The organism is Chlamydia muridarum str. Nigg (assembly GCF_000006685.1).
GTDB lineage: Bacteria > Chlamydiota > Chlamydiia > Chlamydiales > Chlamydiaceae > Chlamydia > Chlamydia muridarum.
In genome coordinates, this window is the sequence record NC_002620.2 from 301,917 (window position 1) to 321,414 (window position 19,498).

Consider the following 19,498-nt stretch of genomic DNA (forward strand, 5'->3'; position numbering starts at 1 on the left):
GTTAATGTGATGGCCAGTTTAAAGCGGAATATTTGGACATGGATGCTTGGGATGCAGCGCAAAATCTAGTGAGCATAGATTTTCTATCGCATACGCTTACGGGGACTTTATCTTCGAGAGAGAAATCCGGATTTTCAAGGTACCACTCTAAGAATTGGCAGCACCAAACACCACAGCTTAATTCTCCTAGGGGTTGTACTTGGAATGTTGATCCGATGCAGGTTTGGAAAGGAGTATTAGATTCTCCTTCTGGATAGATATTCCCGAGAGCAGAAGCTAGCTCGTTTAGTTGTGCTTGGGTTTGTTCAGGATGCCATACAAAGTCGTAAAGGCTATCAAAATATGTGACACATCTTCGGCATATATCTACAATGATTAATGCCCAGTGGCTATTTCCAACTCGTCCAGAGCGTATGTTTTGTTCCATTTTTGCTAACATAGCTTCTTGTGTATGTGCGTGAGGATCATGCCATAAGATGAATGGGAAGACACAGGCTTCTCTTAAAAGTTGGTAGTAATTTTCTGGTGTACAGGTAGGAGGACAAGGAAGATCACATTCTCCACATTGTTCGAGGATTTGTTTGGCAAGTAGGCAGTTACAAATATGTTCGACACAATTGAATTTAGTAAGTGGGGCGAAGATATTCAATGGGAGAACGGTTCCGTATTTTTCGTACATTAGGCAAGAGTGTTGGAATAGGTGTTCATTATCCCAAGTAGGAACAGGACCAGATAAAGCATCCTCAACATGAGCTAGGAGTCTATCTGCAGGTCCAGAAGGGGCTTGCGTTGCGGTGTCTATGTCTAAAAGATCTCGGAATGAGTACGCACAGAGGATGAGTCCGCAAGAGAATATAATAAGGAAGAGAACCAACAATACTCTAATAACCTTGTCCACTAAAGAAGCCTCTTTAAAAGATTGGGGGGTGGTGGAAAGATTGCTAGAGTCTGAGGTTATAAAGGGAGCCAAGGAAGAAGTGGTTGGTGGTGGGTTATTCGTTATGTTCATAATAAGAAGGTTATTTTGTTATACGACAACCATTATAAATGAATAGAAAGGATTTTGCTATTCAAAGAAATTATAAAGAAGGCCAGGCAAGATCAGAGAAAAGGTTACAAGCTTCTTCGCAGGCTCATGAGAAGGAAGCAAGATTTTCAGCGGCTTCCAGGATGTTTTTAGAGGTTCGATCCAGAGGATTGATCAAGGGATCTTCTAATTTCAGAAGGATAAAGGGTATCAAGTAGAGATTTTATGTAATGGTACAAATTATCAAAGTAGACCACTAGACCACACAACGGATTCTAAGATCTACAAGAACAAATATCCAGAGACTGTCCTCTATTGTGTTAATTTGTTCCGAAGTATTGCATGGTTTGAAGAGTCTCTTGGCGTGTTTTAGGGACCGGATGATACCAAAAATGAATATAGGAATGATTTGTGCATGTTTTAAATGCTGATGGTAATGTCTGCTAAACAAGAGATGGGAATAGGGCCATTGGCTTCTCCTGTAAAACACCTAGTTTGTCCGCTAGTATAGAGCAAATTTTTTCTTTAAAATTGAATACTGTGGACGGAGGAAACAGACCAATAAGAAAATAAGTTCTGGGTTAAAATATCAAAGAGCTTTGAACAAGTCTCGTTATCCCAAGCTAGTACTTAAGATTGAATCCTTTTACGAGTAGAAATTTCTTCAAAAAACTCTAATACAACTTTCTCTGAAATAATAGGAACAAGAGACTCTTTTGTATTTATAGACTCTAATAGAGGATATGTTGATATGTACGGCTTTGCTTTAAGTAGTTCAGGAGTTTTAGGAGCGGGAGCCTTTTCTTCATGGATACTAGGGAGGTGTTGTAAAGATGGAGAAGGTGAGGCAAGGGGATAAATGATATCCTCTTTAGGAAGAAGATGTTTTCGGCAGCACCAAGGGAAAGTAGTTATCTCTGAAAAGGTATAAAAGAAGAGAATGAGTCCTAAAGTCATAATGACAACTAGCACAGCTAAAGCAATCCGGACAACTTTTTGCAAAAAAGACCACCTATTTCTCTTTTGAACAAGAAGTTGTTGGGGAGACTCATGTAGGGATGCAGATATTGTTTTAGCAGAGGGATAAGAAGGAGATACCATAGAGATATTTGCTTAATGCTCAGTTTAACAATTCTTTTTGAAATGAATAATACAAATCTTTCTTGTCAGTTCTTCTGATGAAAAGAATCTTGGAAAAGAAATAAACCTTAACTAAGTTGTTGGCCACGAAAGATCGGCGTATTTTTTCATAAGCTTTTCAAAAGTAGAGTGTAGTGATTGGAGAAGGAGAGTTTTATATGCCAGGGAATCAGGAATTTTTTGCAAAATTCCTGTATGAGAATGGTCCATATACCACTTCATGTATTGGCAGCACCACAGACCACAACAGGATCCCATCCAGTTTTGTAAAGATTCGTTAACGGCGACGTGCACATCAAAAGGACAGCCGTTGTTTTTACATAGCCCTATATTTGCAAGACAACAAGCTAAACTTTTCATTCGACGTTCCATCTCATCTGTTGAGGCGATATAATTAACTAAGCTATCAAAATAAGTGATGCACCGAGCATCCAAGTCTACAACAATTACTGTCCAGTGACTATTTCCTGGAGTCCCTTGGGAAGCAATCTCTTGCATTTTTTCAAGAGTTTGTTGATGGTTTGTGGGCTCAGGATCATACCAAAGTAAGAAGGGCAGTACACGAGACTGTTGCAATAGCTGATGGTAATTTTCAGGAGAACAAGTTATGGGGCATTGTAGATCTCCAAGAGAGCAGTATTGACCTTGATCAGCTTTTAACTTGTCTTGAATGGTATTACAAATTTCCTCGCGATAGTTGAAAATAGTTAATGGAATTAAGCAATCGTTAGGCAAAAGCTTAGGATATTGATCGTGTAAAACGCACATAAACTGAAACATTTGAGAATTATCCAAGATAGCAAGTTCGGGTAGTCGACCAGAGCTTAAGTAATCCTGCACTACCTCTTGGGAGAGTAAATTCTCGGAAATTTTTGGATTTTTTTGGGGAAGAGTAGGTTCCTTTTTTTGATAAGGTGGAGTCGTAGGAACTGGAGGACTAGATATCGGTATCTTAGTAGAAGGTATGGGTAATTCGGTAGTTTTGGTTATACAAAATTTGCAGTTTAACAGATCGGAGAACCTATAAGCGATAAGGATAAGACCTAAAGAAACAAGAATCAAAAATAAAGCAACGATTATTCTAGCGATTTTCCCTAATAGACTGCTTTGAGAAAACAAAGAGGGAGGAGATTTTGGTGCATCAAAAGTCGGCAGTGAGGAAAAACTAGAAATTTTTGCCATAAATAGAAAAGTAAAAATAAAAAGGAGATATTGTACTATTTTCTACTTTTTATACACCAAATCTTTTGTTTAATTATTTTAGAAACGTAAAGATACCTCTCCATTCAGATAATTACAGAAAGTGGAAGACGAATAGTATCCGTGATACTGGAGTTGAAGTGTTGCAAATCGCAAAAGCTGTGTTTTCTGTGAAATTTTATAAGCTAGAGCGTGGCGAGATGCAGGACTTCCATGCCCAAACCACATACCTTTACCAGCGAGTAATTGGGTAGAGATACTAGGTTCTTGTCTGTAAAGAACAGGTTGGTAAGCAAGCTCTACAGTCCAGGCCTGAGGTCTATGGGTGGCATTCATGAAGCTACCTTTTACTCCGATAGGAATCAGGACATTGATTAAAGGCGTTTCTGTAATAAAGGTTCTTGGATAGGCTCCTACTTCTGTAAAGCTAGACAGCTTAGAATACATACCAATGGCACCTAAGAAAGGAGCTGTAAGTATGTGTGTTCTTCCAAAAGGTTTCAGAGGTAGATCAAAAAAGACAGCCCCTCCAAAAGTCTGACTATGGAACTCCCCTTGAGACGATAGGTCTTCTCCTTGGGTATAGAAATGGTGGCTGTTGTGATTCCCATAACTATAGAGACCAATTAGTTTAGTCAGCATGAGTCCTTCTTGTAAGGACAAAAGCATTTCCCCTTGGCAAGAGTAATTTTTAGAAGACACATAGTTCTTGGCATAACGTTCATTGAGTTTTGTATAGGACTGGCTGAATCGTAATGAGAAGGTATGTGTGTTTCCTGTAATCATTCCTGCTGAATATCCGGAGGTATGCATGTGGAATCCAGGATGGTCTTTTCTAGGTTCTTGATAGACCATCATCCCCAAGCCCCCTCCTGTAATTCCCCAGAAAGGACGATCAAGAAGTTCTTGCCCTGAGCTATTTTTTAAGTTTTCCGTTGCAAAAAGTATATTCCCCCACAAGGTATTAGCTATTAAAGGGCTTTTATGTTTAGGGCTGGGGATATAACCAGCAGGGAGCCACGTTAATAATAAAGTTCTATGAAACTGATTAGCTTTTTTCGGATCAGTAATTGTTGCTGGAGGAGTTGTTGTTGGATTTTCAGTTTTTGCCCACCCCCAGGTCCAAAGTCCTTGCCATCCATAGTGAGGAACATTAACTTTAGAAAAGTCCATGCTTTCGGATTGCAATTGGTTATCACTGGCCTCAGAAATTGCTAGCATAGGTTGAGCGTACAATGCACGAGAGAGGTCCGTGTTTTCATAGGGAGAATTTCCATCTTCATCAATGAGAGAGAGTGTGGCTCCATTTAATGAGAAGGAAGCCGCGGTATCTGACGTATATGTTGTAGTGTTACCTTGAGTTGTGCTTATAGGTTCTACCCATAATAGAGGCATCTCTGCTCCATCCTTAAGAATAGAGGGGAGATTTAATCCAATGTGATTAAGAGTTACGGAAGCATCTGTAGTGGTGGTTGTAGGGGGAGTTTGAGTGGCGTCTGTAGTGCTGTGTTGGTAGCTGCTTAAAACTGCTCCATTTCCTAAGGCTACAATCCCTCCTGTTTGTGTAAAATTGTTCACTGTGAGCTGAGCACGATCTTCGATACACAGAAGACCGTGACTGAGAGTAAGCGTTGCAGGTGTTTTAGTTTGCAAATTAGCCTGAGAAATATCTGCAGAAAGGACAGTCGCTCCAGAGAAAACTACACATCCGGTTTGGGAGGCATCCTTATTGAAGTCTACGGTAACTCCAGCATTCGTCACTTGAATAGGATCATAGAAAATAAGATTCTGGCTCTTCCCTGCACCAAGTTCTATTCCTCCAGCGGAATTGTCCATAGTGATCGCATTTCTGTGAGGAGGATTAGTGTTGCTGCTAGATCCGTCCGCATTGGTGGCGTTTGCAGAAATGTTATTATCAAAAATAATAGCATGGTGATCTGCAGAAATCTTTGAGGTTTCTGTTCCTGTTATATAAATAGCCCCACCTGTGTGATTAGCTATATTGTTTGTAAAATAGGTTGGCCCATTACCAACAAGATGAAGACAAGGAGCATGAATAGCTCCTCCAAAATTTCTTGAGATATTATCAGAAAAAAAGATTTGACTACCATTATTGGTGATGTCCAAGCGGGTAGTTACTTTAATAGCTCCTCCATCCCCAGATTCGTTAGTTGCATTATCAACATTTTTAAAACCGTGGTTGCTGTAAAAAACAATATCTCCTTGGTTTCCTATTAGAGAACAGGTTGGAGAGAAGATAGCTCCTCCTGCACAGCCGGAGTTTTGGATGAAAAGCAGATCCTTGTTATTGTTCTCGAAAGAGCAGCTCGTACTAACGTAAATAGCACCACCTTTCCCTCCCGTCTTAGTTTGTATACAAGAGTTATTTAGGCAAAGAAAGCTCGATTTATTTTCTTTATAGGCAAAAGTATTAGCACTAATAGCTCCACCTTGAACATAAGCAAAGTTCTTTATGAATCCGACAAGGTTCTGGTTATTGCTTATGTAAACGTCCCCAGCATGAATTGCCCCGCCTTCGCGTGCTTTGTTTCCTTCATTTTCGGGATCGGTCTGTGTCCACAGTCTATGACAGGTATTATTTTCGAAAAGAACGGGGCCGATTGTATTATGAATTTTTATAGTAGGAGTGTTTTGAGTTGGGGAACCAATAACCCCTCCACTCTCTGGAGTAAGATTTTTAAAACAAAAAATACCATCCTTTTGTGTATCTGAAAAACCTAAGTAATCGGTTACTGTGAAAGCAGCTCCTTCATAAGGAGTTCTTTGTAGGCAAGCCAGAATGCATTTTAGATTATCCAAATGGTAATCAGTGAGATTATGTGTGTCTCCAAGCAAATTAACCTTGGGAAAAAATAACCCGGTCATATGGTATGGATTTAGTATAGGCTTTAAAAGAATCGAAGGAGGGACTTCTCGAGTAAATCCCAGTATAGAGCTTCCAATAAGGACAAAAAAGAACAGTTTTTTCATAGTTAAAAGACCAGAGCCCCTCCTGCATTCATGTAGTGTGAGACTGTAGAAGTAGCCACCTGCGCTTGATAATTAGCGAATAGTTTAAGATAAGAGAATTTTAGAGAAGATGATCCTCTCCCATAAAAGGAATGCTTAGCTAAAGGAGTGTTTGTTGTTTCCCAAGAACCATTGTTTTTGATTAAAACGGTATTAAGAATGGGGCGCTTCCAGTAAAGAGTAGGCTGGTATGCTACCTCCATTTCGCAGGATACAGTTGGCCATTTATTCGAAGAATAAACACCTTTAATTCCTATTGGAGAAACAACAGCTGTATGTGGTTGTTTTAACGAAAATAATCTAGCCAGGTCTCCCTGCTCCTGGATAGATGCAGGCTCTGTTCGGGAGATGAGAGCTTGAATGAATGGTGTCAACATAATCGATTGGAAAGGCATACTATCCCGCAGTTCGCAACGTAGAGAGCCCCCCAGAGTCGTAGAGTGAAAGTTCCCTTTAGAAAACTTTTTCGTTCCATAGAAGTTATATGTTTTATGAGTACCATAGTTATAAGCAGCTGCTCCAATAAGAGCGATACGATCAAACATAGGTTGTTCAAAACACAGAGCGGAGAGATAATAACGAGAAGAAATTTTATTATTGGTACGTTTCTCTTTCATTGTGTCGGAGGATTGGGAAAAGGAAAATAAAAACTTATGTCCGTGTGCTCCTGATGCTTGTGAAGATATAGCATATCCTTTCGATGCAGAAGAATATCCGTGATAATCTAAGCGTTTCTGCTGTTTGGTGAATAGCGTAGCTGCAGATCCTTGTAAAGCGAACCAAGAGTCATCTGGTAGTAATGAACGTAAGTACAGGGTTGTATTTCTTCCAGAAGACACTAAATTATTCGCAATAAGATCCCCTCTACGAGCAGGATCTGCTATATATCCGATTGGGGTCCAGCTCACTACTAAGGAGTGTCTAGTGACTGTTACGTCCGTTGTAGCAAGAGGAGTTGTTCCTCCTGTAGAAGCTCTAATGGAAGGAATCTTAGCTGTAGTTGTACTGTTGGAATCAAAAGTTTCGCTAGTGTTTTTTTGTTCTTGAATAGAATTGTTGGCTGTTTGAGTCTCTGTACTATTGGTAAGAGAGACCGTACGGGTGGTTGTCATCCAATTAGATGTCCAGAGTCCTTGGTATCCGTAATGTGGTAAAGAATATAGCGAGGTATTGAGAGTGTTTTTCCAATCATTGCTTAACTGCGCATCATTAGTCGTTTCGATATGTAAAATGGGTTGATTTGCTTTTCCTCGGGATAGGTCGCAGCTGTCATAAACTGATTCGTAATTTTCATCTACTAACGAGACAAGACCGGAGAAAAAGATCTTTTGAGTTGCCACGTTCTCTGTGCTTACTGGAGCTTGGTTAGAGTTTGTATTCTGTGTCATATCTTGGGGATTAACACGAATACGTGGAGCTGTAGTACCTTGGTCATTGAGAAGACCTGGCAAAATGATTCCAAGATGCGTAATAGTGAGAGAAGCGTCTTTCCCTACAGTAAGAATAGAATCTTGTCCTAAAGCAAGAAGGCTAGTGCTTTCTTGAGTAAGAGGGCCATTGAAAAATTCAAACTCTGCGCCATTTTCTATGGACATAGTCCCAAACTTCAAGGTAGTGGGGGAGTCTTTAATTTGGTTATGAGTTTTACTGGCAATCATGTGAGCTTGTAGATCACTGGATATGTTTTTGTATGAAAACACAACAGCGCCAGAGAACTCATCCGAAGGATTGATGGTAACGGTGTGCGGGCTATTTTCAGGGGGTGTATTAGCTTTTTTTAAGCCTCCCCATTGAAAAAGATCATAAAAATAGATGCGAGTATCTTTCTTAGCACCAAGAGATAGGGTGATAGGGTTATTGTTGGTTGTTCCAGGAATATAAAAAAGTTTTCGCAAACCTGCTGACATTCCGGTAGTTGAAAGCTCTGTATTATTGTTGAAGATAATATCCCCAGAGCCAGTATGAATATAGTTCGCAGCTGGGCTTGCAAATAGGTGAAAAGCTCCTCCATACAGAGCCGAATTATTAAGAAAATAGATAGGACCATTTTCTTGAAAATTAAGGTTGTTGCAGGAAATAGCTCCTGCTATGTATGAGGCATTATTATTCTCAAAGTAGATAGGGCCTTTATTATTTAGAAGACCAAACTCTCCTCCTGCGCTTATAACTGCTCCATTTCCTTGAGCACTAGTGTTATGCCATCCTAAAGCGCTATTATTTATAAAAATAAGCTTATCCTTATTATCTCTAAAAATACACTGTCCCCCGGTGCTGATAGCTCCTCCGTATCCTCCATAGTTGGAATTGAAGACTACCGGACCAGTATTGTGTGAGATTTCGCAGGCACCTTGGCAGCCAACAGCTCCTCCTCGAGCAAGAATTGTAGCAAATGTGTTGGGTATGTGATCAGTAGTATGGTTATTTTCAAAAGCAACTATTCCGGACGTATTTTTGATAACTAGGTTTTGGATTGTGGATACGGCTCCTCCCATATCCCCAGAAGTGTTATTGATAAAATTTAAGCTATGATTATTAATTAGCTCGATGCTTGATCCGTATAAAGCCCCTCCGCGATTCCTTTCGGTTCTTAATGCTACTCCTGTAAATTGAGTTCCAATAGTTGTATTATTATAGAACAATATGTTTTGGTTGTTTTTAAAGCTAATAAGGCCTGTAGCATTTATAGCTCCCCCTCCTCCCTGATGGGTGCAATAATTGTTACAAAAAAACAAGTCTGCATTGTCAATGGCTGTGAAAGAAGTCATAGACTCAACAAAAGCTCCACTAGAGTTTGTAGTGCTTAAACCTCTCGAAAACCATTGATCCTGCGTACAACTTGAAATAGTAAAGTTCCCTCTATAATTAGAAACATTTGCGTAAGTGATGTATTGAGCAGCAATGGAGCTAGGCGGAGTAACTATGAATTCAATCTCTCTACCACCAAAAGTCAAGTTCGGAAGTTTGAGTGTATCGGTTTCACTGGCCGAAATACAAGATAAAGGAATGAAAACAAGTGAAAGAGGGAGAATTCTGCGAGTCATTGCCGTTTACTAAGAAATTTGATACTGCCTGAAGCCCCCGGATATTAGAATTGTTAGATTTTGTAAAGTAGGAATTTTTAACTTAATTGTGAAAGGGATAGGAAAATGGTTGATCTTTAATTATATTTATTTTACGAAGCAAAGTAATTAATTTTATCTTCCAGCTGTTGTGTGATGCAAACGCCTTTTCATAAGTTCTTTCTTCTAGCAATGCTATCTTACTCTTTATTGCAAGGAGGGCATGCGGCAGATATTTCCATGCCTCCGGGAATTTATGATGGGACAACATTGACGGCGCCATTTCCCTACACTGTGATCGGAGATCCCAGAGGGACAAAGGTTACTTCATCGGGATCGCTAGAGTTGAAAAACCTGGACAATTCCATTGCGACTTTACCTCTAAGTTGTTTTGGTAATTTGTTGGGGAATTTCACTATTGCAGGAAGAGGGCATTCGTTAGTATTTGAGAATATACGAACATCTACAAATGGGGCGGCATTGAGTAATCATGCTCCTTCTGGACTGTTTGTAATTGAAGCTTTTGATGAACTCTCTCTTTTGAATTGTAATTCATTGGTATCTGTAGTTCCTCAAACAGGGGGTACGACTACTTCTGTTCCTTCTAATGGGACGATCTATTCTAGAACAGATCTTGTTCTAAGAGATATCAAGAAGGTTTCTTTCTATAGTAACTTAGTTTCTGGAGATGGGGGAGCTATAGATGCACAAAGTTTAATGGTTAACGGAATTGAAAAACTTTGTACCTTCCAAGAAAATGTAGCGCAGTCCGATGGGGGAGCGTGTCAGGTAACAAAGACCTTCTCTGCTGTGGGCAATAAGGTTCCTTTGTCTTTTTTAGGCAATGTTGCTGGTAATAAGGGGGGAGGAGTTGCTGCTGTCAAAGATGGTCAGGGGGCAGGAGGGGCGACTGATCTATCGGTTAATTTTGCCAATAATACTGCTGTAGAATTTGAGGGAAATAGTGCTCGAATAGGTGGAGGGATCTACTCGGACGGAAATATTTCCTTTTTAGGGAATGCAAAGACAGTTTTCCTAAGTAACGTAGCTTCGCCTATTTATGTTGACCCTGCTGCTGCAGGAGGACAGCCCCCTGCAGATAAAGATAACTATGGAGATGGAGGAGCCATCTTCTGCAAAAATGATACTAACATAGGTGAAGTCTCTTTCAAAGACGAGGGTGTTGTTTTCTTTAGTAAAAATATTGCCGCAGGAAAGGGGGGCGCTATTTATGCTAAGAAACTGACAATTTCTGACTGTGGTCCGGTCCAGTTTCTTGGTAATGTCGCGAATGACGGGGGCGCTATTTATCTAGTAGATCAGGGGGAACTTAGTCTATCTGCTGATCGCGGAGATATTATTTTTGATGGAAATTTAAAGAGAATGGCTACGCAAGGCGCTGCCACCGTCCATGATGTAATGGTTGCATCGAATGCTATCTCTATGGCTACAGGGGGGCAAATCACAACATTAAGGGCTAAGGAAGGTCGCCGAATTCTTTTTAATGACCCTATTGAAATGGCGAATGGACAACCTGTAATACAAACTCTTACAGTAAACGAGGGCGAAGGATATACGGGGGACATTGTTTTTGCTAAAGGTGATAATGTTTTGTACTCAAGTATTGAGCTGAGTCAGGGAAGAATTATTCTCCGAGAGCAAACAAAATTATTGGTTAACTCCCTGACTCAGACTGGAGGGAGTGTACATATGGAAGGGGGGAGTACACTAGACTTTGCAGTAACAACGCCACCAGCTGCTAATTCGATGGCTCTTACTAATGTACACTTCTCCTTAGCTTCTTTACTAAAAAATAATGGGGTTACAAATCCTCCAACGAATCCTCCAGTACAGGTTTCTAGTCCAGCTGTAATTGGTAATACAGCTGCTGGTACTGTTACGATTTCTGGTCCGATCTTTTTTGAAGATTTAGATGAAACTGCTTACGATAATAATCAGTGGTTAGGTGCGGATCAAACTATTGATGTGCTGCAGTTGCATTTAGGAGCGAATCCTCCGGCTAACGCTCCAACTGATTTGACTTTAGGGAACGAAAGTTCTAAATATGGGTATCAAGGAAGTTGGACACTTCAATGGGAACCAGATCCTGCGAATCCTCCACAGAACAATAGCTACATGTTGAAGGCAAGCTGGACTAAAACAGGTTATAATCCTGGTCCGGAGCGCGTAGCTTCTCTGGTCTCTAATAGTCTTTGGGGATCCATTTTAGATGTGCGTTCCGCGCATTCTGCGATTCAAGCAAGTATAGATGGACGAGCTTATTGTCGGGGTATTTGGATTTCTGGGATTTCGAACTTTTTCTATCATGATCAGGATGCTTTAGGACAGGGGTATCGTCATATTAGTGGGGGATATTCGATAGGAGCAAACTCTTATTTCGGGTCTTCTATGTTTGGACTTGCTTTTACTGAAACTTTTGGTAGGTCCAAAGATTATGTGGTCTGTCGATCTAACGATCACACTTGTGTAGGCTCTGTTTACTTATCCACTAGACAAGCGTTATGCGGATCCTGTTTATTTGGAGATGCTTTTGTTCGGGCGAGTTACGGATTTGGAAATCAGCATATGAAGACCTCTTATACATTTGCTGAAGAGAGTAATGTGCGTTGGGATAATAACTGTGTAGTGGGAGAAGTTGGAGCTGGGCTCCCTATCATGCTCGCTGCATCTAAGCTTTATCTAAATGAGTTGCGTCCCTTCGTGCAAGCAGAGTTTGCTTATGCAGAGCATGAATCTTTTACAGAGAGAGGGGATCAGGCTAGGGAGTTTAAGAGTGGGCATCTTATGAATCTATCTATTCCAGTTGGGGTGAAGTTTGATCGATGCTCTAGTAAACATCCTAACAAGTATAGTTTTATGGGAGCTTATATCTGTGATGCTTACCGGTCCATTTCTGGAACGGAGACAACACTCCTGTCTCATAAAGAGACTTGGACAACAGATGCTTTCCATTTAGCAAGGCATGGAGTTATGGTCAGAGGATCTATGTATGCTTCTTTAACAGGTAATATAGAAGTCTATGGCCATGGAAAATATGAATACAGGGATGCCTCTCGAGGGTATGGTTTAAGTATTGGAAGTAAAATCCGATTCTAAAAATATTGGTTAGATAGTTAAGTGTTAGTAATGCCTTTTTCTTTGAGATCTACATCATTTTGTTTTTTAGCCTGTTTATGTTCTTATTCATATGGATTAGCGAGTTCTCCTCAGGTACTGACCCCCAATGTAATCATCCCTTTTAAAGGAGACGATATCTATTTAAATGGGGATTGCGTTTTTGCAAGTATCTATGCAGGAGCAGAGCAGGGATCGATTATTTCTGCTAATGGGCAAAATCTAACAATCGTAGGACAAAACCACACTTTATCATTTACGGATTCCCAAGGGCCAGCCCTTCAAAATTGTGCTTTCATTTCAGCAGAAGAAAAGATCTCTCTAAGAGATTTTTCGAGCCTTTTGTTTTCGAAAAATGTTTCTTGCGGGGAGAAAGGAATGATTTCAGGGAAAACCGTAAGCATTTCAGGGGGAGATAGTATAGTTTTTAAGGATAACTCTGTTGGTTATTCTTCATTACCCTCTGTGGGGCAAACTCCTACAACTCCAATTGTTGGCGATGTTTTAAAGGGATCCATTTTTTGTGTGGAGACAGGTTTAGAGATTTCTGGAGTCAAAAAAGAGCTTGTTTTCGATAACACTGCTGGGAATTTTGGGGCAGTATTCTGTAGTCGTGCCGCTCAAGGAGACACGACTTTCACAGTGAAAGACTGTAAGGGTAAAATTCTTTTTCAAGATAACGTAGGCTCTTGTGGAGGCGGCGTAATTTATAAAGGGGAAGTACTTTTCCAAGATAATGAAGGAGAAATGCTTTTCCGAGGAAATTCAGCTCATGATGATTTGGGAATTCTCGATGCTAACCCACAGCCTCCTACTGAAGTAGGAGGTGGGGGTGGTGTCATTTGTACCCCAGAGAAAACGGTAACTTTTAAGGGGAATAAAGGGCCTATTACCTTTGATTATAATTTTGCAAAAGGTCGAGGAGGGGCAATCCAATCACAGACCTTTTCTTTGGTAGCTGATAGTGCTGTTGTTTTCAGTAATAATACAGCTGAGAAAGGTGGAGGCGCCATTTATGCTCTTGAGGTTAACGTGAGCACAAATGGAGGATCTATTCTTTTTGAGGGAAATAGAGCTTCTGAGGGTGGGGCTATCTGTGTGAGCGAGCCGATCGCTGCTAATAATGGAGGGCTCACTTTACATGCTGCTGATGGGGACATTATTTTCTCGAAAAATATGACGAGTGATCGTCCTGGAGAACGCAGTGCAATCCGGATCTTAGATAGTGGAACAAATGTCTCTTTAAATGCTTCAGGGGCATCGAAGATGATTTTTTATGATCCTGTTGTGCAAAATAATCCCGCAACTCCACCTACTGGTACGTCTGGGGAAATTAAGATCAATGAGTCCGGGAGTGGATCGGTTGTGTTTACAGCAGAGACTTTGACTCCTTCGGAAAAATTGAATGTTATCAACGCTACTTCTAATTTCCCAGGAAATTTAACGGTATCTAGTGGAGAATTAGTTGTTACGAAGGGAGCGACACTAACAGTAGGAAATATCACAGCAACATCAGGACGAGTAACTTTAGGATCAGGGGCTTCGTTATCCGCCGTTGCAGGTACTGCTGGCACTTGTACGGTGTCTAAATTAGGGATTGATTTAGAGTCCTTCCTAGTCCCTACTTATGAGACTGCAAAGTTGGGTGCGGATACAACAGTAGCGGTGAATAACAATCCTACTTTAGACCTAGTAATGGCGAATGAGACGGAGATGTATGATAATCCGCTTTTTATGAACGCTGTTACAATCCCTTTTGTGACATTGGTTTCTCTCCAAACTACTGGTGGTGTTACTACAAGTGCCGTTACTCTGAATAATGCAGATACTGCGCATTATGGGTATCAAGGATCTTGGTCTGCTGATTGGAGAAGGCCTCCTTTAGCTCCTGATCCTAGCGGCATGACACCTCTTGATAAAAGTAATACATTGTATGTGACATGGAGGCCATCCTCTAACTACGGTGTGTATAAGTTAGATCCTCAAAGAAGGGGTGAGTTGGTCCCGAATTCTTTATGGGTATCTGGATCTGCCTTAAGAACCTTTACAAATGGTTTGAAGGAACATTACGTCTCTAGAGATGTCGGATTTATTGCATCTGTACAAGCCTTAGGGGATTATGTTCTGAATTATAAGCAGGGTAACCGAGATGGCTTTCTAGCTAGGTACGGAGGTTTTCAAGCTGTTGCGGCTTCTCACTATGAAAATGGGGGGATCTTTGGGGTAGCTTTCGGTCAACTTTATGGTCAAACTAAGAGCCGTTTGTACGATTCTAAGGATGCTGGAAACATTACGATTTTGTCCTGTTTTGGACGAAGTTATATCGATGTTAAAGGAACAGAAACCGTTGTGTATTGGGAGACGGCTTATGGATATTCTGTTCATAGAATGCATACGCAGTATTTCAATGGAAAAACGAATAAGTTTGATCATTCGAAATGTCGTTGGCACAACAATAGTTATTATGCATTTGTAGGTGCAGAACATAATTTCTTGGAGTATTGTATTCCTACTCGTCAATTAGCTAGGGATTATGATCTTACAGGATTTATGCGTTTCGAAATGTCGGGAGGTTGGTCGAGTGGTGCAAAAGAAACGGGTGCTTTACCTAGACATTTTGATCGAGGAACAGGGCATAATATGTCTCTTCCAATAGGGGTTGTAGCTCATGCTGTTTCTAATGGACGAAGATCTCCTCCATCTAAATTGACGATTAACATGGGATATAGACCAGACATTTGGCGGGTGACTCCACATTGCAATATGAAAATTATTGCAAACGGAGTTAAGACTCCTATACAGGGATCTCCTCTAGCTCGGCACGCCTTCTTTTTAGAAGTTCATGATACTCTGTATGTTCGTCATTTGGGCAGAGCCTATATGAATTATTCTTTAGATGCTCGTCATCGACAAACTACGCATTTCGTATCTTTAGGATTGAATCGTATCTTTTAATCAAAAAATTCCTTATCAGCCCAGAGCTTTAGTGCTCTGGGCGGCTCCTTTCCCCCGGACTTTTATTAAACTTTAGTTTTTATAACTGAATAAGAAAGAAAATCTCTATGGCATAGAGATTAGTTCGTTTGTTTGTGTCTTTAATAAAATAAAAAGCGTAATATCTTCCTAAATTGGAGATAAGTCTTTGTCTAAGAGGAGTTTCGAGAAATAATTATATATTTTTTTGAATTTAGCTGATTTGATCGTTTCAATACTTTGGTTTAGGGGTCATAAAGATTGCTAAGCGGAGTGCTAAGGAACTTGAAAGATTTCAGCTGTGGTTTGCTCACTAGAAACATTGCGAACAATGGGATGGATTATTTTGATGACAGACAAGGTAGAAGCAAGAGCTCATCTCCATTTGAAGTTTATTGTTAATGATAATTGTGGGGGCCTTGAGAGATCCTAGCTGGCTTTATTATTTTTTCTTAGATCCTTTTACTCATGTCTTTGAAAAATCTCTTTCTAAGACAAGGAATAATAAGAAGGGATATAGCCTTTTTCAGATCTTTTGGGGTCATCAAAAAAGCTGTTTTCTATTTCATAAAGTCAAGGTGAGTACATGGTTTGTCCCTTACAAGGTTGTGGGCTTCTTCGTTCAGAGGCTTCTGGATCATCTTCTGAAGAAGTAAATCAAGATCCTCTTTTAGATGCGATCTCTTATTCGGTGCGCGTATGCTTAGCTGTAGCAAAGCACACAGAGAGTGCTAAGATTTATCATCAAAATCGGAAAAGATGCCATAAAGTGGGGTGTTGGGGTAAAGTAAAACGATTTCTTTGTTGCTGCTGTTGTGCAGAAAAAGAGTGGGTTGAAGGAAAAATAACAGGACTCGGTTTATGGATGCAGGAGCATATACGTTTGCATGGGATATTGATTACAGGCTATGCGGTGCATCTCTCCGGAGTGTGCTGGGAAAATATGCTTCTTGCTGGGGAAACGCTTTCTCCTGGAGATCAGCGGCAATTAAATGCGGCTTTAGAGAATTCATCAATTACGTGGATGCGATTAATGTTAGATTCTAGCGATGGTAAAGTTGATGGATTATTCTCTCCTGCAATGCAAGAAGACTTATTTGCACAATACCGAGAAAAGGTGGGAATCGGAAATCTTGCTGATGCGGTGGCCTTGAGACATTTTTGTAACAGAACCTAATATCTTTCTTTAAAGGAAAATGAAAAGCCTTAGGGAAAAAATCTCTAAGACTTTTCATAAAAATGCAAGTGAGACTGGGGTAGTAGACTAGAATCTGTAAGTAGTTCCCAAATCCAAAGAGTAACTATAGCTCTGCCCACGTAGCATATAAGACATATTCACAAGTGTCTGGAATCTATGTAAAGCTCTTTGATTCGTGAGGCGGAACATCCATGCTCGCGAATCTAGATTTGCCATAGGAGCATCCCAAGTAACTGAATTTTTGAGTAGCGTTACGGGCCCCGATTCTACACAGCGTTTTAGATCCTGAATGTAGGCTCCTAGAAAGTGGTAGTAGTTTCGAGTTTTTTGAGATTTCTTCTCGAATGCTATTCCTACAGGAAGCGAAATATTAGTGAACGAGCTATCAGCAAAGGCCCGAGCTTCACCCCGACTTTCTTCAAAGCCATCTTGTTTTCCTGAAAATCCTTGTAGTTTAGAAAAGATAGAGAAAGAACTAAAAAGTCCAGATCCATTGGATACAATAGGTATGGATGCACCGATCTCTCCGGATACCGCGACGCTGTGCCATGCACCGAAACCTTCTTTAGAGAAAGAGCGGTATTTTGTTTTTAGTTCGTGGATGCTTTCATTATAGCAGGCCTGTGCAGAGATTTTTATTAAAGAGGTAGCTATTTGTGTTTGTATAGCTGCTATATAAGAAGTGGTGTCCGCAGACGTAACAAAAGAATCTGAAGATTTCCCGAATAATTGTCCAGCAGCTAAGCAGAAAGAGTGGTCGTCTAGGCTATGCGTGCTAATACCAAAGAGGTAACCAAGACTTCTATGTTTCCAGTTGTCTGTAGATTTTCCTGAGTTGCCATGTGAATAGAATAGATTAGAAACGGCAGATCCCCAGGTTCCAAATAGATAGGCTCCTCCTTGAGCAGTTGTATTAATCATGGATTGTACAGCTTGCATGTCAGAGTACGTATTCCAAAGAGTATTTGCAACTAACGCAGATTGACGCTCGGGGTGTGGTATGTAGCTATTAGCTGTCCAGTTAGCAACTAAGGTTTCTCTCTGATCGGATGTTTGCCAAGAAAAATTCCAATCCCCTTGATATCCAAAGTGAGAAGAAAGATTCCCATCAGGAAGATCTGGATGGGGCAACCCTTTTGGAAGAGAGAGAAGAGGGATGTCTTTTTGATCTTTGCTTAATAGCTCTACATTCTCATAAAAATTTTCATGCTCTGAATTAGAAAGAAAGATTTTTTGGATAGAAAGAGTTGGAGATTGGATAGAGACACTATTTTCTGTATCTATAGAATGAAGAGGAATGCTTAGAGTGGTTAATTTCAAGTCCGAAGATGTTGTTAAAGAAGTCCCTACATCCATCACTAAGAGAGCTTGGGGGGCTTGGGAAAGAGACGGTGCAGAAAGAATGACTCGGTCTTTTAAGACTAAACATCCAGATTGCAGCTCGATTGGCTGTTGTATCTTAGAAATAAGATTGGCTTCGGTTTTCTCTTCTTTGGATAGATTTTCACTAGAAAAAATAACAGCACGGTTTGTGTTTGTCTGAATGCGTAAAGGCGTTAGAGCTGAGGTAGTAGAGAATTCAGGACTTACGACTTCTTGCACAATGGGATCAAAGAAAAGGATATCCCCATGGCGAGCTTCCAAAGAAGAGAGCAGAGCATTTTTCTCTAAGTAAATCGCATTTCTTACCGTACCTTGATCAGAGAAATGACAGGAGTTATTTTGGAAAAGGACAGAGCCTCCCCCTGCAATGATGGAGAGACTTCCTCCTGACTGGATAGCAATAGCTCCCCCTAATTTAGCACTGTTATTTACGAAGGAAACGGGTCCATTGTGACGCAAAACCATATGTTTTGTGTAAATGGCTCCCCCCTTTTCCTTCGCTGAATTGCCTGAAAATAGAGTCTCTTGGTTATATGCCAAGGAGAGGCATCCTTTTTCTGAGAGATTTTGTTCATTTATACAACAAATAGCTCCTCCATTTAAGGCAGAGTTATTGGTGAAAAAGAGAGGGTTAACATTTCCTGAACAAATGAGATTTTGGCAACAAATAGCTCCTCCATTCAGATTTGCGCGATTACGGGAAAAAGAAAGAGAAGAGACATTTCTTGACAAAGAAAGAGTTTGAGCTTGAATGGCACCGCCATTTTTTGCAGAAGAATTTTCTTCAAAATTTGTGAAAAGATAGTTGTGTTGTAGGAACAATGCGTCTGTGGAGAGTGCTCCTCCAGAGCCTTCGGAATGATTGCGATAAAAGCTCATGTTTCCATTATTTCTTAGGAATAGCTGCCCATTTTTATGGTAGAGGATAGAAGGGGAGTCTTCTGTAGAGGAAGAACAATCCGTAAATGAAAGAAATCGAAAGTCTTGAATAGAAAGATCGCCTTTTTCTTTAAGAAACCGCTCTTCATTGGTTGAGGGGTGGAGATTGGATACGAACCAGTTATGGGTATTTCCTATTATGTATAGCGGATCATCTTGTCGTGCATGAGAGAGAAGAGCAGGAGAAAAGTTCTCCATGGTGCAGTCTTCCAAAAATGTACAGACGATGCTGTTAGGATTTTTAGTAATAAGAGCGGATTTATCTAACGCATCCTGACCAAAGAGGATTGCTGTTGGGGAGAGAATAGTGGCACATAGGCAACATAAGTTCACATGATCTGGTCGCATGGGGTTACCCTTAAGAGTCTAAAAGAAGAGTTTATGTCAAAAAAAAGTAATAATTTACAGACTTTT

General features: G+C 40.4%; 9 protein-coding genes. 3 read left to right on the top strand and 6 right to left on the bottom strand.

Annotation, left to right across the window (positions count from 1 at the left end; translation table 11 throughout):
- Position 1 precedes the first annotated feature (1 nt).
- The 5 genes from TC_RS01305 to TC_RS01330 form a co-directional block, all read right to left on the bottom strand.
- Positions 2-1,009: a Ulp1 family isopeptidase gene (locus tag TC_RS01305; protein ID WP_010904295.1), complete on the bottom strand. Its 1,008-nt coding sequence runs from the start codon at positions 1,007-1,009 to the stop codon at positions 2-4.
- 648 nt (positions 1,010-1,657) lie between these two features.
- The gene (locus TC_RS01315; protein ID WP_010229966.1) at positions 1,658-2,128 is read right to left on the bottom strand and encodes a hypothetical protein; all 471 of its coding nucleotides are present in this window, start codon (positions 2,126-2,128) and stop codon (positions 1,658-1,660) included.
- Between the two features lie 111 nt (positions 2,129-2,239).
- A complete protein-coding gene (locus TC_RS04925) occupies positions 2,240-3,349 on the bottom strand; it encodes a Ulp1 family isopeptidase (RefSeq protein WP_010229969.1) in 1,110 nt (369 codons plus the stop codon).
- Between the two features lie 78 nt (positions 3,350-3,427).
- Positions 3,428-6,358, bottom strand: a complete 2,931-nt coding sequence (locus TC_RS01325) for a polymorphic outer membrane protein middle domain-containing protein (protein WP_010229972.1) — start codon at positions 6,356-6,358, stop codon at positions 3,428-3,430.
- A 2-nt stretch (positions 6,359-6,360) separates the two neighbouring features.
- Entirely contained in the window at positions 6,361-9,438 is a 3,078-nt protein-coding gene (locus TC_RS01330) for a polymorphic outer membrane protein middle domain-containing protein (RefSeq protein ID WP_010229975.1), read from the bottom strand.
- A gap of 174 nt (positions 9,439-9,612) precedes the next feature.
- Here TC_RS01330 and TC_RS01335 point away from each other — a divergent pair, with 174 nt between their 5' ends.
- The 3 genes from TC_RS01335 (at position 9,613) to TC_RS01345 (ending at position 16,741) form a co-directional block, all read left to right on the top strand.
- The gene (locus TC_RS01335) at positions 9,613-12,573 is read left to right on the top strand and encodes a polymorphic outer membrane protein middle domain-containing protein (protein ID WP_010229977.1); all 2,961 of its coding nucleotides are present in this window, start codon (positions 9,613-9,615) and stop codon (positions 12,571-12,573) included.
- Between the two features lie 30 nt (positions 12,574-12,603).
- Complete coding sequence (locus TC_RS01340; RefSeq protein ID WP_010229979.1) at positions 12,604-15,546, top strand: polymorphic outer membrane protein middle domain-containing protein; 2,943 nt, start codon at positions 12,604-12,606, stop codon at positions 15,544-15,546.
- 604 nt (positions 15,547-16,150) lie between these two features.
- Positions 16,151-16,741 (top strand): hypothetical protein, encoded by a 591-nt coding sequence (locus TC_RS01345; RefSeq protein WP_010229982.1) that lies wholly within the window; start codon positions 16,151-16,153, stop codon positions 16,739-16,741.
- Between the two features lie 87 nt (positions 16,742-16,828).
- Here TC_RS01345 and TC_RS01350 read toward each other — a convergent pair whose 3' ends face one another.
- Positions 16,829-19,432 carry a polymorphic outer membrane protein middle domain-containing protein gene (locus TC_RS01350; RefSeq protein WP_010229984.1) on the bottom strand — a complete coding sequence of 868 codons (2,604 nt, stop codon included), beginning with the start codon at positions 19,430-19,432 and terminating at the stop codon, positions 16,829-16,831.
- Positions 19,433-19,498 lie beyond the last annotated feature (66 nt).

What these genes read in the sequence shown, in the direction of transcription:
- TC_RS01305 (WP_010904295.1), bottom strand. Translation starts at nt 1,009, where the DNA reads ATGAACATAACGAATAACCCACCACCAACCACTTCTTCCTTGGCTCCC.
- TC_RS01315 (WP_010229966.1), bottom strand. Translation starts at nt 2,128, where the DNA reads ATGGTATCTCCTTCTTATCCCTCTGCTAAAACAATATCTGCATCCCTA.
- TC_RS04925 (WP_010229969.1), bottom strand. Translation starts at nt 3,349, where the DNA reads ATGGCAAAAATTTCTAGTTTTTCCTCACTGCCGACTTTTGATGCACCA.
- TC_RS01325 (WP_010229972.1), bottom strand. Translation starts at nt 6,358, where the DNA reads ATGAAAAAACTGTTCTTTTTTGTCCTTATTGGAAGCTCTATACTGGGA.
- TC_RS01330 (WP_010229975.1), bottom strand. Translation starts at nt 9,438, where the DNA reads ATGACTCGCAGAATTCTCCCTCTTTCACTTGTTTTCATTCCTTTATCT.
- TC_RS01335 (WP_010229977.1), top strand. Translation starts at nt 9,613, where the DNA reads ATGCAAACGCCTTTTCATAAGTTCTTTCTTCTAGCAATGCTATCTTAC.
- TC_RS01340 (WP_010229979.1), top strand. Translation starts at nt 12,604, where the DNA reads ATGCCTTTTTCTTTGAGATCTACATCATTTTGTTTTTTAGCCTGTTTA.
- TC_RS01345 (WP_010229982.1), top strand. Translation starts at nt 16,151, where the DNA reads ATGGTTTGTCCCTTACAAGGTTGTGGGCTTCTTCGTTCAGAGGCTTCT.
- TC_RS01350 (WP_010229984.1), bottom strand. Translation starts at nt 19,432, where the DNA reads ATGCGACCAGATCATGTGAACTTATGTTGCCTATGTGCCACTATTCTC.